This is a genomic window from Draconibacterium halophilum, from assembly GCF_010448835.1.
GTDB lineage: Bacteria > Bacteroidota > Bacteroidia > Bacteroidales > Prolixibacteraceae > Draconibacterium > Draconibacterium halophilum.
This window is the reverse complement of the sequence record NZ_CP048409.1, coordinates 279617-294127: the sequence shown is the minus strand read 5'-3', so window position 1 is coordinate 294127 and position 14511 is coordinate 279617. Positions and strand designations below refer to the sequence as shown.

Annotated in this window: 12 protein-coding genes; 9 read left to right on the top strand and 3 right to left on the bottom strand. The window is 40.5% G+C overall.

From position 1 onward, the window contains the following. The first annotated feature begins 137 nt into the window (after nucleotides 1–137). The 4 genes from G0Q07_RS00965 (at nucleotide 138) to G0Q07_RS00950 (ending at nucleotide 3145) form a co-directional block, all read left to right on the top strand. On the top strand, nucleotides 138–635 hold the full coding sequence (locus G0Q07_RS00965) for an SPOR domain-containing protein (RefSeq protein ID WP_163344321.1): 498 nt from the start codon (nucleotides 138–140) through the stop codon (nucleotides 633–635). 358 nt (nucleotides 636–993) lie between these two features. Then, a complete protein-coding gene (locus G0Q07_RS00960) occupies nucleotides 994–1419 on the top strand; it encodes a deoxycytidylate deaminase (protein WP_163344320.1) in 426 nt (141 codons plus the stop codon). Nucleotides 1420–1496: 77 nt separating this feature from the next. Continuing rightward, entirely contained in the window at nucleotides 1497–2795 is a 1299-nt protein-coding gene (locus G0Q07_RS00955) for a S41 family peptidase (RefSeq protein ID WP_163344319.1), read from the top strand. Then, complete coding sequence (locus G0Q07_RS00950) at nucleotides 2792–3145, top strand: hypothetical protein (RefSeq protein WP_163344318.1); 354 nt, start codon at nucleotides 2792–2794, stop codon at nucleotides 3143–3145. Before G0Q07_RS00955 ends, G0Q07_RS00950 begins: the two co-directional genes overlap by 4 nt. A gap of 61 nt (nucleotides 3146–3206) precedes the next feature. Here G0Q07_RS00950 and nadA read toward each other — a convergent pair whose 3' ends face one another. The 3 genes from nadA to G0Q07_RS00935 all read right to left on the bottom strand — a co-directional run bounded on the left by nadA (nucleotide 3207) and on the right by G0Q07_RS00935 (nucleotide 8553). Further along, a complete protein-coding gene (nadA, locus tag G0Q07_RS00945; protein ID WP_163344317.1) occupies nucleotides 3207–4199 on the bottom strand; it encodes a quinolinate synthase NadA in 993 nt (330 codons plus the stop codon). Nucleotides 4200–4340: 141 nt separating this feature from the next. Then, complete coding sequence (locus G0Q07_RS00940; protein ID WP_163344316.1) at nucleotides 4341–5984, bottom strand: choice-of-anchor J domain-containing protein; 1644 nt, start codon at nucleotides 5982–5984, stop codon at nucleotides 4341–4343. A 19-nt stretch (nucleotides 5985–6003) separates the two neighbouring features. Continuing rightward, nucleotides 6004–8553, bottom strand: a complete 2550-nt coding sequence (locus G0Q07_RS00935; protein WP_163344315.1) for a TonB-dependent receptor — start codon at nucleotides 8551–8553, stop codon at nucleotides 6004–6006. 821 nt (nucleotides 8554–9374) lie between these two features. Here G0Q07_RS00935 and G0Q07_RS00930 point away from each other — a divergent pair. From G0Q07_RS00930 to G0Q07_RS00910, 5 genes are all read left to right on the top strand, one after another. Continuing rightward, the gene (locus G0Q07_RS00930) at nucleotides 9375–9806 is read left to right on the top strand and encodes a hypothetical protein (RefSeq protein WP_163344314.1); all 432 of its coding nucleotides are present in this window, start codon (nucleotides 9375–9377) and stop codon (nucleotides 9804–9806) included. Nucleotides 9807–9869: 63 nt separating this feature from the next. After that, a complete protein-coding gene (locus G0Q07_RS00925; RefSeq protein WP_163344313.1) occupies nucleotides 9870–10202 on the top strand; it encodes a PadR family transcriptional regulator in 333 nt (110 codons plus the stop codon). A gap of 31 nt (nucleotides 10203–10233) precedes the next feature. Next, the gene (locus G0Q07_RS00920) at nucleotides 10234–11811 is read left to right on the top strand and encodes a PspC domain-containing protein (protein WP_163344312.1); all 1578 of its coding nucleotides are present in this window, start codon (nucleotides 10234–10236) and stop codon (nucleotides 11809–11811) included. 75 nt (nucleotides 11812–11886) lie between these two features. After that, nucleotides 11887–12390, top strand: coding sequence for a DUF4252 domain-containing protein (locus tag G0Q07_RS00915; protein WP_163344311.1), 504 nt, complete (start codon nucleotides 11887–11889; stop codon nucleotides 12388–12390). A 454-nt stretch (nucleotides 12391–12844) separates the two neighbouring features. Next, nucleotides 12845–14491 (top strand): immunoglobulin domain-containing protein, encoded by a 1647-nt coding sequence (locus tag G0Q07_RS00910; RefSeq protein WP_163344310.1) that lies wholly within the window; start codon nucleotides 12845–12847, stop codon nucleotides 14489–14491. Nucleotides 14492–14511: the final 20 nt, after the last annotated feature.

Here is a 14511-nt window from a genome sequence, read left to right as displayed (position 1 = left end):
CCCGCGAATTAATATATTTTGTAGTTGCGAACAACATGCTGTGCAAAACTTGCGTTTGTTTAGAAAAATCATCGAAGGTGTAATGCGTATCTTCGTGTGTAGTTTTAAACAGAAAACAGAAATAAAAATTTAAACAGATGAACAGGATAGTTATTCTTTTGGCAGTTCTTGCAATTACTGCATCTTCTTGTAAAATATTCCAAAAATCGTCGGGTCAGGCCGAGTCGCAATATACGACCGACACCACAGCACCCACAAAAGTGTTTACCGTTCCGGGTAGCGAAACTAATACGCAGCCAACTGCGGTTACAAAACCCGAACCTGTAGTTGACGAGAAACCAATTGCTATGCGTAAAGAGCAGGTTTCTTTTACCAATGAAACCGACCAGAGCGCAAATGAGGCAAATACATTTTTTGTTATTCTCGGATCGTTTAGCCAGTTAGACAATGCAAAAAATTACCGTACAACGCTTATCGACGAAGGTTTTACGCCAATTATTTTGCACAGCGAAACCGGCTATTACCGTGTTTGTGTAAATTCGTATAAGAGCGAAACCGAAGCACGAGGCCGAGTAGCACAAGTTCGTAATGCTTTCCCGAAATACTCTGACGTATGGCTTTTAATTAAAGGATAAACAATATTTCAAATTGATTTGAAGACGCCGCTTTTGCGGCGTTTTTTGTTGGCGGACTTTTCTTATGCACGGTCCTTTAGGGCGGTGACTTTTGAGAATAGAAAGAATTGCTTTCGCATTTAACGAATTGGCATTATTGGCTAAAGCCTATTGCAGTGGCTAGGATTTTATCAACGGGCTGAAGCCACGGTGCAAAAACAAGATGATTTTGAATTCTTAACAATTCAACCTTTAAAAATTATTAAAATCAACAACAAAGGGTTTATACGTGTTATAATTTCAGAATTTATTGGAAATCAGTATTACATTTGTAATCGGTACAAAAAAACTATACCCATTCAATTAAGGAAAACATTGTATGAGCAAAGACAAAAAACAAATATTACTTGATCAGCGCTACCTGAAAATGGCCGATATCTGGTCGCAGAATTCATATTGCAAACGCCGCCAGGTAGGCGCGTTAATTGTAAAAGATAAAATGATCATTTCTGACGGATACAACGGGACACCGTCGGGTTTTGAAAATATTTGTGAAGACGACGAAAACATAACAAAACCTTATGTGCTGCATGCCGAAGCCAATGCAATTACAAAGGTTGCCAAGTCGGGAAACAGTAGCGACGGAGCCACTCTGTACGTAACTTCCTCGCCATGTTTGGAGTGTTCAAAACTCATCATTCAGGCAGGAATTAAACGTGTGGTGTTTACCGAAAGTTACCGACTGGAAGATGGAATAAACCTGTTAAAACGTGCCGATATTGAGGTAAAGCAGGTTGATATTTAGAGCGGCAAATTGCCGATGACAACAAGTAATGAGAGGACAGGCCCGGTAACCTGGAGCACTGGCCATAAAAGAAAGCTATGAACAAGAAAACAACAATACTTTTACCAGTACTGATTGCAATAGCCGTTGCAGCAGGAATTCTGATCGGGAATATGCTGAGTCGAAATGCCACTACTCCGGCTTTTCATGGCATGGGATTTTCTCAACCCAATAAAATTTCCACCATTCTCGATTTAATCAATAAAGGATATGTCGACAGTGTTAATACCAGCGAAATTGTTGAGGAGACGATTCCTGAGATTCTGAAAAAACTGGATCCGCACACCAACTATATTCCTGCAAAAGATATGCTCGAAGTGCAGGAAGAAATGAGCGGTAACTTTTCGGGTATCGGCGTTCAGTTCTCCATTCAGGAAGATACGGTTCGGGTGATAGAAGTAATTTCCGGGGGCCCGTCGAGCCAGGTGGGCGTATTACCTGGCGACCGCATTGTGAGTGTAAACGACTCAGTAATTGCCGGAGTAGATGTTCGGAATAATACAGTGATGTCGTTGTTGCGCGGTGAAAAGAATTCGAAAGTGAGTGTTGGCGTGATGCGCTCGGGCTACGATGGTGAGCTGGATTTTGAAATCACCCGTGGCGATATTCCGCTTTACAGTGTTGACGTGGCGTATATGATTGACAACGAAACCGGCTTTATTAAAGTGAGCCGTTTTGCCAATACCACCTACCGCGAGTTTGTGGAAGGAATGCTGAAACTAAAGGATTCCGGAGCACAGAAAGTGATTATCGATTTACGCAGTAACCCCGGTGGATCGCTGGTAGGCGTGTTGCAAATGGTTGACGAATTTCTGAAAAAAGGAGAACCCATTCTGTATACCGAAGGGATTAATCAACCCCGAAAAACTTACAATGCCTCAGCAAAAGCTACTTTCTCGGATATCGATGTTTATGTGATGATTGACGAGTTTTCGGCATCGGCAAGCGAAATTTTTGCCGGCGCTATGCAGGATAATGATCGCGGGTTTGTAATCGGACGTCGCTCGTTTGGAAAAGGATTGGTACAGGAGCAAATTCCACTGATGGACGGCTCGGCACTACGCCTTACTGTAGCACGTTTTTATACACCCAGCGGACGTTGTATTCAAAGCTCCTACGATGATGGTAACGAAGAATATTACAACCATATTTACGAGCGTTTTCATAACATGGAGCAGTTGGTAGCCGACAGTATTCATTTTGATGACTCGCTGCGCTACGAAACCAAAGGCGGACGTGTTGTTTATGGCGGTGGCGGTATAATGCCCGATTTTTTGTTCCGGTTGATACCACTGGAAATTCGGAATATTTCAACCAGATTTACCGCAAGGGATTGATCTACTCGTTTGCATATGCTTATGCCGATTCGCACCGCGATGAGCTGTCAAAATTATCGAGTGCTGATGAGTTTGAAAATTACATGGATAAGTACAATGCATTTAACGAGTTTGTGGCTTATGCCAAAGAAAAGGGTGTGGAAAAGGATGCTGAAGGTTTAAAAGCTTCGGGACGGGTTATTAGCACCCAAATAAAAGCCTATGTGGCCCGTAATATTATGGGCGAAGAAGGTTTTTATCCCATCATCAAACAGATTGATAAAACATTGTTGCGCGCCATTGAGGTATCGCAGCAAAATCTGATGGTTGAAAATGTGGTGGCTACCGATTCGGTGGTTGGGATAAACTAACAGTCGTGATATAAAAAATAAGCCTGGTAATTTGTAATTTTACCAGGCTTATTTATGTTTATTATTTTGATATCTCCAACATCCGTTGAATTGGGATGCGGGCTTTCTCAATTACATCTTCAGGAAGTGTAACCTCCGGCTGCTCATGTTTTAAACAGATGTAAAGTTTTTGCAGGCTGTTTAGTTTCATGTATTCGCAATCGTTGCAGGCGCATGTTGAGTCGTTTGATGGCGCCGGAATAAATACCTTATCCGGACACGCTTTGGTCATCTGGTGCAGAATACCACTTTCGGTGGCTACAATAAATTTCTTTGCATCGCTGCTTTGCACGTAGTTTAGCAGGGCAGTAGTTGAGCCGATATGTTTAGCCAGTAGTAATACCGGTTTTTCGCATTCGGGATGTGCGATAAATTCAGCATCAGGATTTTTGTCCATCAGGTCAATAATCTTTTCAACCGAATATTGCTCGTGAACCATGCAGGCTCCGTTCCACAACACCATGCTGCGGCCGGTTATGCTGTTAATGTAGTTTCCAAGGTTTTTATCCGGAGCAAAAATCAGCTTCTCATCTTCAGGGAAACTGTCGACAATTTTTTCGGCATTGGCCGATGTACAAACAATGTCGGACATGGTTTTTAATGCGGCCGTTGCATTTACATAGGTAATTACCTTATGGTCGGGATATTGGGCTTTGAATTCAGCAAATTTATCAGCCGGTGCCGACTCTGCCAGCGAACAACTTGCTTTCAGGTCGGGAAGGATCACTTTTTTATCGGGATTGATGATTTTGGCTGTTTCGGCCATAAAATGCACGCCCACAAAAACAATCATCTCAGCATCGGTGCTGGCCGCCGCCTGGGCTAACCCAAGGCTGTCGCCAACGTAATCGGCGATGTCCTGTAATTCGCCCTCAACGTAGAAGTGGCTGAGTATTACAGCGTTCTTTTCCTTTTTCAGGCGTGTAATTTCTTCAACCAATTTAAGGCTCGGATCAATTGTTTCTTCAATATAACCCTTTTCGTCCAACATTTTATTTATCTGAAGCTGTTCCATCTTTAAGATTCTGAATAAACAGGGCGCAAAAATATAAATTCCTGTATAAAAAACAGTGATATCGGTTAAATGTTTGGTTTTGAAGCATAAAAAAAGCCGCATAAAAGCGGCTTTCTTTATATTGAGTTAATAATAAATTTCTTACTGAAGTACGTAAACACCACCTTCTAAAATGATGTTCATTGTTTCGTCGTGAGTTGAACCATCGTATACAGTGTAAGTCACTGCGAACTTCTGACCTTCTTCTGCTGATGGGAAGTTGTTTTCGATAACTAAAGTTACTGATTCAAGGAGCATTTCATCTGTCCACGAGAATTTGTTAAAGTTACCGTAGTTTGACAGGTTACCTGTTTCTGATGGATATGTCGAACCCAGCTGATCAACAACATATGCGTAGTCATCACCTGTGAAAGCATATTTAATCGTATTGTCGGGTACCCAGGCATTACCGTCGTGTGCAAATTGCAAGGTCACATCTTGTACTGATTCGTATTCTACCCATTCGCCGCCGGTGTAGTTGAATAATGTACCACGCCACTGTGCACCGCTCGAGCTTGAGTAATAATCGTAAACGATAATCATCTCATCTTCTTCCTGCCCGTATGCATAATTGGTTGCCATGAACGTTGACAGGTAATCACCAGGGGAGATTGAGCTGCTGAAATTATTGTAGTAGCCCGGACGACCATACTCTTCACCCATTGCATCGAAATCGGCATCGCTTAAGAAGTATGCGCCTTCTGCTGCTTCCCATTCTTCACCATCGTATGTGTAGAAGATTTCTTTTGATACTGTTTCGCCTTCAACACCGGCAGCTTTAATTACAAAGTTTTCTATTTCCCATGTAGCCGAGGTTTCAGTAGTTGATTCGTATTTGAATGCAACGTGAATAGTTTCGCCTTCGTAAGCCGAGAAATCAATTAATTCTGATTCTACCGGATCCCAGTTGCTTCCGTCAGGTTTTGTTTCTATTGTTAAAGCAGTCCATGTTGCGGTAGATGGTGCTTCGCCTGTTGTATAATCCGTTGAGACCATAATATTAAGCAGATCAAGCTCGCTTGAATAGTTGATGATCTGGCTCACCTGAAACAATAAATTAGATGCGTCGCTTAAGTCAATTGCTGGAGAAACCAACCAGTCTTCATTGTCTTGGCTACCACCTGCATATCCCGACATTTTTGCACCGTAGTTTGTTGCTTCCCAAACTTGGTCGCCAACAACGCTGAAAGCTTCGTACGAATTTAAACTGCCATCGGTGAAATCAACTTCGTAAAAATTTGAATATCCGGCAACAGGCTCGGAGGTGTATTGTTTGTACTGCACCAAAAGGTTGTCTCCTTCTTCCGCGTTGCTCACATTGTCATTAAGGATATCTGCAATATAGTCTGCAGGGGCTTCATCAGGGAAGAAACCAACAGCTCCAAGTGATCCCTGAGGATATTCATCGTTAGCTACGCTGTATGCATCGGCATAAGTATAATCGCTAACACCAGGTGCCGAACCAACATATAATTTGTAGCCAAGCAGTACAGAAGAACCATTTCCCCAAACCGGGTATTTTTCTGATAAGAAACCGGGAAGTATTGATTTGGCATCGTCTTCGCTGCTGAAGTTTCCGTAGCTTAGTTCCAGTTCGTCGTAATCTTCATCGGTCAGCGTATATTCAGCATCTCCAACGATTGGATTGTCCATTGCATCGATATCCTCATGTATATCATCCAGCGAGTTACATGCTGTCGCAAAAATCAATGCAAGTATTGCGAATATGAATGTTATCTTTTTCATCGTATTAATGTCTTTTTAATTAAAAATCAATTTTTAAACTGGCACTAAAAGTTCTTCCAAATCCGTACCATACCAGTGCTGTTTCGGCATTGTTGCCTGATCCGTTAATTGCGTCAGCAATGTATTCAGTATCAAATACGTTATTCATCGAACCGATTAGCGTAGCATCGAATTCTCCAATTTTGAATCCATGACGCAGACCTACATCGAAAGTTCCGTAGTCGGGTGCTTTCCATGGTTGTGGAGCTCCTTCGCTGGTAACGTTAGTTGGTTCGAAATCGGCATAATAGTCGGCAAAGTAGAAGTAGTCAACAGTAATGTATGATTTACTTAATAACTGGTACTCTATACCGAGAGCCGCTGTTGTTTGTGCAGCATCTGAAACTTTAAGGCCGTCGATGTATAAATTAATCGGATCACCAATCGGATTTTGCTGATCGTCATATACCTGAACATTCTCTACGTTATTGTTCCATTTCCAGTCGCCTAACGATAACATACCGGTAAGGCTCAGGTTTGTAGCAAGATCCCATTTTACGTCTACCTCAAGCCCCTGGTGAAGTGCATTAACACCCAACAGGTTTAGAAAAAACTCTTCGCCATCTGGTCCGTATAAAACATCCGTAAACGTACGGTCGTTCCATGCTGTGCGGTAAACGTTAATGTTGGCGTTAAAGTTTTTGGTTCGGTAACCGTAACCTAATTCAACACTAAATATTTTTTGGTTTTCAGCGTCTTCGTTAATGTGTTCGTTGTCGTAGTTCAGGAAAACAGCATCAAAACCGGCCGCTTTTTCAAAATAACCAATGTTGGCAAACACGTTGTGGTTTTGGTTAATGTTATAGTTTGCCCCACCTTTGAGCATGAAACCGACAAAATTGTAACGATCAGTTTCCTGCAGTGGATCTGAATCCAGGTAGTTGAAATAGTCGATACGTTTGTAAGAAGTGTTTGAAACCGAAGCAGAAACAAATCCTGACAATACATCGTTCGAGTACTCAAGCTGACCAAAAAGACCTTGCCAGCCTACAACACCGTCGTTATAGTAATTGTATTTGTCGCCAACTTTCAGCGCTTTGTTTGGTTCGTTAATGTCGTCGTCGCTTAAAGCGTATTCACCTCCCATTAAGTCGGTAACTTCGTAGAAGTGGTGTCCGGTATATGTTCTTAAATCAATACCTCCAACAAAAGTTAAATTGTCGGTAAGTTTTGTGTTTAATGAAGACAGTGCTCCGTACCAGCTGTGGTCGTTGTGCGATGCCCTTAACCACGAAATTGCACCGTTTGCACCATTTGCACGGTTCGCATCAACAATTGCATCCAAATCCATTGGTTGATCGAAATCACCTAAGCGCTGGTTGAAAAGGCTGCTTTCGCCACCTCTACCACCGCCACCGCCGGTACCCCACGATGCGTAAACCGAAGTAGACAGTGTTGTATTTGGTGTAATTGACCAATAATGGTTGAAAGAGTTTTGAGATTTATGATAGAAGTTATCTTCAACGTGCGTAACTTTGCCATTCATAATCCCCCAGTCAGGGTTGTATTTTCTGTCACTCTCTGCTTCTCTGTAGGCAGAAATCAAACTTCTGTTCTGGCGCTGTCCGTGACGCTGAGGAGCACCGAATGAAGTGAACGAGATGCGGTGGTTCTCCCCAATTTTTTTCGAAACGTTTACAAAGTAATTGTGTCCTTTAAATTCGGTTCCATCAATATAACCATTACCAGAAATGCTGGCAAACGATGCCGTGGCAGCAAACCCGTTTTCCATTAAACCAGTTGAAAGTGTACCGGCAAATTTCTTGTAGCCGTCGTTACCAAAACCTGAGATAAAGTTACCACCTTGTTCCATGTCGGTTGTTTTGGTAACAATGTTAATAGTACCACCAATAGATGGAACAGCAACTTTGGAAGCTCCTAAACCACGCTGTACCTGCATAGTGCGGGTAACATCAGAAAGACCAGCCCAGTTACTCCAGTATACACGGCCATTTTCCATGTCGTTTACCGGAACACCGTTGATCATTACCGCAACGTTTTCCGAATTAAAACCACGGAGGTTTACACGGCCGTCACCAAAACCACCACCTGATTTTGTTGCATAAACACCGGGAGTTGATTTCAAAATCTCAGGAAACTCTTGTGTTCCCAGTTTTGTTTGGATCATCTCGGCAGGAATGTTTGAAACGGCAACCGGTGTTTCGCGGCTTATCGCCACCGAAGCCAGTACCATAACTTCATTAATACCTATTGCATCTGAATTTAACGCAATAGTTCCCAGGTCTCTTGTCTGGCCATTTGATACCGATACAATAACCTTTTCATTCGTATACCCAATATAGGTAATAATAAGGTTCACTTCGCCAGATTCTACAGGCAATGAAAAATTACCATCGATATCGGCGATAGTACCTTTTGTTGTTCCTTCAACAACAACGTTTGCACCAATGAGTGCTTCATTGGTTTCTGCATCTACAACCACGCCGGTAATAGTACCCTGTGCTTTAGCTGCAAAAGAATACAGGCTTAAAACAGCCAGTAATACAATCGAAAAAATTGCTTTTTTCATAGAATTATTAATTTGGATTAAAATATAAATATTGAATTTAAATCAATTGCTGAGTGGAATGTATGTGCTTGAGGCTCACTTCAATAGTAGATTGCGCATGGTTTAATAGAACATGTTGTCTTGTATATTCTAATGTGGCTTTCATTTTATTTGTGTGCAGTTTTATTGACCGTAAAATCAAATACCCCCAATTTCCTGAACTTGTGCAGCAAAGGAAACTTTTCTTTTGATTGTTATTGTTAAAAAGATGTTATCTTATTGTGTACAATGCCTTAACTTTTACACTTATTTCCAACACGATAAAATTCCCATTAATGCAGAGTAAAAACAAACCAACATGAATTAAGTTGTTAAATAATTTGTTCGAGTTATTAACATTTTTATTCACATTTTAACGATTCTAAAAATACTTCCCAAATCCAAAATACATGTTTATTGTTAAATAAGAAAGGGCTCTTTCGATTTGATAAAATTTTTTTCAAAAAATATTAATAGGTGTAACACCCAGATATACAAAGTTTAAAGTTGTTTGTGGCAGTGTTATATTTAAAAAATATGGTACTATGTGTTGCAAAGTACTAGATTAATGACATATATTTGTAATGCAAATAACAATGCAAAAAACGGTACAATCCTAAAAAAAGTTCTTTGCAGCTTGTAACGGAAACAAAAAACAATCGTCTTAAGGGCGGAAACAGAAAACAATTAGAAAGCAGAAAACGAAAAGCGAAGTTCAGAAAAAATCGTAGAAACAAAATACAAAGCAAAACTCAAAGTCAAGAAAACAAACAATCAGAAAACAGAAACAAAAACAAAAAGCCATGAAAACAAAAAACAATGTTCAGAAAGCAATTTTACGTTCAGCAGCAGTAGTAGTAAGTTTTGTCCTTATTAGTTTTACAGTAAGCGCACAAACTTTTTGGAAACGATTATTGGAGAATACAGGTTTTCGCGATATTGCCATTGCAATGGCATCTCCGGCTGAAAGCGAAGATGTAGCAGGAATTCCTGCATCGGCAGAAACAAGCTATTATTTCGTCAACGACGTTGAGCCTGCCATGGAGATTGAAGCATGGATGATTGATTATTCAAGATTTACTACCAGCCAGTTTGTATACAACGAGGCAACAGAAACAAGCCTTGAACTTGAAGACTGGATGATGAATGAAACATTTTTTCAGCCAGTGTTAGAAGAGGAAGAAGCGCTGGAGTTGGAAGCCTGGATGGTTGCGGAAAATACCTGGGGTATTTAATGGTAGGTTGAAAATACCAACAGTGAGGAATGTAGAGAACTAACAGATAGAAAGGGACATAAAATGAAGATAGAAAACACAAAAGCACAAATGAGAAAGGGAGTACTGGAATACTGTATCCTGCTCGTTCTCAACGGAAAACCACTTTATGCCAGCGATATTATTCAATCGTTGAAAGAAGCAAAAATGATAGTGGTAGAGGGAACCCTGTATCCATTGTTAACCCGACTGAAAAACGCAGGGTTGCTGGCTTACCGCTGGGAAGAATCAACACAAGGGCCACCTCGTAAGTATTATGAGCTTACCGAAACCGGGCAGACCTTTTTAATTGAACTTGAAGGCTCGTGGGGCGAATTGGTTAGTGCTGTAGCGAAAATCAGAGAGAATAAAGCTTAGACCATCCTAATAAATTCAAACAAAAAACAAGATGAAAAAGACATTCACAATAAATATAAGCGGCACAATATTTCACATTGAAGAGGATGCCTATGAGGTGCTGCAAAGATATCTGATCAATCTGAAAAACCATTTCGGGATTGACGAAGAAGGAAAAGAGATTATTGCTGATATTGAGGCACGTATTGCCGAGATTTTCAGCTCGAAAAGTGCGGAAGAGAAAAAGGTTATCACCGTTGAGTGGGTAAACGACATGGTTGAAATAATGGGAACGCCGGAAGATTTTGCCGAGGAAGAAGGTGAGGAAGAAGATGTTTCTATAGCATCGGAAGCCAAGCGCAAACGCCGGTTGTACCGCGATCCCGATCATCGTGTGTTAGGAGGAATTTGCGGAGGTTTGGGTGCCTATTTTAATATGGATCCGGTAATCTTGCGGATAATTCTTGTGATCCTCTTTTTTGTAACGTCAGGTGCGGCAGGTTTAGCATATCTGATTTTGTGGATTGCAGTTCCAAAAGCAGTTAGTACCGCTCAGCGTCTTGAAATGCGAGGGCAGGAAGCTACTGTGAAGAATATCGAGAAATCGATAAAAGATGAAGTAAAGGAAGTAAAAGAGAGTTACAAGAAATTTAAAGAATCGGATACCTATTCGAAAGGAAAGCGATCGATGGAGGGGGCCGGCGATGTGGTTTATAATATTTTCAAGGTGATTCTGAAAGTATTTGTAATTGTGTTTGGAGTGTTTCTTGTCATTTCCGGTTTTTTCGGCATACTTGGATTGGTTTCTTCAATGATTATTGGCCAGTCGTTTGTCGATGGAATGCCGCTGCTTTGGGGTCCCGAAATTCATGTGCCTAATATGTTGAACCACTTTGTTGAGCCCGGTACGGTTACCTGGGGATTGATATTGGTTGGGTTGATTCTGGGTATCCCGCTGCTTGCGCTTATTTATATTGGTACAAAGTTGGTTTTTAGGTATAAATCGAACAATGCAGCAGTGGCCCTGTCGATGGCCGGTGTTTGGTTAGTATCGCTCTTTGCCCTGTTGATCGTATCTGTTGGGCAGGTTGGAAACTATAAACAAAGCTCATCCATAACAAAAAGCGAAAGCATTTCGTGCGACTCGTGTCAAACCTTGTATTTACATTTAGCCGACGATAAACTGGATGATTATGCAGAAATTGACTGGGATGTTGAAGGGTTTAAAGTAGCGATGATTGATGGACGTGAAATAGTAGTTGGTTATCCGAAACTGGATGTTGTGCGGTCGTCGGGTGATGATTTTGTTGTTACTGTTCGAAGTTCATCAAGAGGAAAAACCCGTGAAGATGCCAAAGAGTGGTGCGAGGAAATGGTTTATACTTTTGAAAGATCGGACTCTACCCTTTATTTTGATCCCTACTTTTTTATTGGCGATGATTCAAAATGGAGAGGCCAGGAAGTGGATATTAAAGTGAAAGTACCCGAAGGAAAAGCCATATTTCTTGGCAACGATATGGATGAAATCATTCACGATATTGAAAATACATCGAATACCTGGGATGGTGACATGCTGGGTAAATACTGGGAAATGAAACCAGAAGGCCTGACAGAGAAAGCAAGTAAATAAAACACAAAGACTTAGAGGCATGAAGAAAAGTTTCAGAAAAAAAATTGTGTCTTAGAGTCTAAAAAATAACAAGCAATGAAAACAATTACAACATTACTTTTTGCCTTAGGGCTTTTATTGGCCGGATTACTGGCTTCAGGACAAAGCAAGTCGGACAAAATGTACGATACCTTTGCCAGTAAAGATGGCGTAACAAGTTTTTCCTTCTCAAGAGATATGATTGATGCCATTGATATCGATCTTGGCGATAATGATGATGAGCAAAACGTTACCGGCGATTTGCATCGGGTTCGGTTTATGTCGTACAATCCTGAAAAGGGGAGCTTAAAAAATAGCGAGTTTACTAAAAAAGCTATAGCTATTCTTCCCGGCAAATATAAAAAATACGAAAGCGATGATGACGACGATTCGGATGCGGAGATTTATTTACTGGGAGGAAAGAAGAAATATTCCGAGTGTCATGTTTTTATCACCAGTGAAAATTCGGAAGGCAACTGTTTTGTTGTGTCATTCTTTGGCGATTTTAATGTCAACGATATCGAAAAACTAAAGTCTCAGGGACAAAATATGTCGGAATAAAGTTTTAAAAAAGTGATTTTATCGAAGGTCGTTATAAGCAATTGTGTTTATAACGACCTTTTTTTTGGTTCAATTTGTATTTATAAAAACAATTCCATGTGAATTCTTGTCCCAAAATGAAACAAAGCCCTAAAATGGGGGTAGTTAGATTCACACCTTAATGTTAATTCTTTATTTTTGGCGGCTAATAGGTAACAAGTTGTAATTGTTATATTTGGAACGATTGATATGTGTTGGTAAATATTGTTTCAATAATTTGAAAAACATGTTGGTGGTTTATGTAAAAAGTCCACAAAGGGAAACCTAACATTTTACTGATTAGCCGACGAGGTTGTTATTCTCATGTGCGGGGATTAGCAAGGGTTGAAAAAAGATAGAAAATAGGAGTAAAAGAATTGTGCTAAGAGTGTGTTTTAAGGACATATTGACTATTCCCCATGTCCATACTGTGAGGATGAATATCTTAGACCTTTTAGGTACTGGATATCGATCAGCGCTGATATTTCTCCTGTTTATATTTTTCCTTCTTCAATGTTTTGGGTCTTCTGCTCAGTCAAAGACTGTAGTTGAGGGAGATACTATTATTGCGACAAACAAAACTTTGGTTGTTGCAGAGAACGACACTTTAATAATTACCGGAACCTTAGAATTGAAAAATGATGCAGTTTTGACTATCAAGACAAATGCTGTTTGCATAATATATGGCAATTTAATAGTTAAGAATAAAGTAAATCTGAGTATTGGGGCTCATCTCATTGTTGGAGGAAATTTGGATGCTCCTTCAGGTAGTGGCAAAGTAGACGTGGAGGTTGCGCCATCGGCTGCATTTTATATTTTAGGTACTGTATCAGACAATAGCGATGATTTTAATTGCGGCAATACTTCTAGTTATGATCCTCCCGGTGATACAAATTGTAATTATGGCGATATTATTTCATTAGAAGACAATGAAAATGATAGCACCGGGATCTACGATCTGTTTGTTTCGGGTGATGGAAATAAGGGAGTAACTCCAGTGTATTCAGAGCTTTGCCAAGGAGATGCAGCAGTTATATCAGCACTTTACCAAGAGGTCGGAACTACATATCAATGGTGTGATTCGAGTGGAGTTAATATTTCTGGAGAAACGGGCTACACTTTTACAACTGATCAGCCCGGAGAGTATTTTGTGAAAATAACAAATGGGGGTGAGACTTTTGATTCTCATCGTGCGAAAGTAGTTGTCGGTTCACTTCCATCCATTTATTCGGCATGGAATAATGATGGTGGTATTATTTGCCTGGGCGGTACAGCCAACATAGGAGCAAGTGCAACTCATAATATAAATTGGTATGTCGGTAATTGTAGTTCGGGAGTTTTGGTTGGAACAGGTAGCCAGTTAAGCGTGGGGCCCGATACAACAACAACATACTTTGCTCGCGCTTATAATCCTTTAACAGGATGCGAATCGGCCAATTGTATGTCGGTTACAGTAACAGTTAAACAACCCCCAACGATTACACTAGGTGTAATGCCTGAAATTGAAACAGAAATAGGCACTGCATCTATTCCTTATTCTTCAACAACAGGAAATCCGACCAACTATACTATTGATTTTGATGCAAGTGCAGAAGCCGCAGGATTTAGTGACCAAATTGATTATGCATTAACTGCACATTCTCTAGCTGTATATATTCCTAATGGAGGCGAGGGAATTGCAACTGGAACCTATAATGGCGTATTAGCTGTAAAAATATTTACTCCTGTTGAGTGCGAAAGTATTGCCTATCCGGTTTCTATAACCATTGCAGAAGCAAATACTATAGCCAGTGTGAGTATTACTGTTTCAAACACTACAATATGTCAGGGCGAGGAAGTTACTTTTACTGCTACGCCACTCAACGGAGGTTCTTCTCCTTCTTTTCAATGGCAAATTGATAGTGAAAATGTTTCAGGAGTCAATTCGGCAACTTTTGTAATCTCATCATTAAACAATGCCCAAGAGATTAGCTGTGTTATGACGAGCAATCTGAGTGGTGTTAGCAATAATCCGGCTACTTCTAATACAATTACAATGATAGTAAATCCACTACCAGCCACTGGCGAAATAATACCAGATTAGAAGAATAAAAAGATAAACAA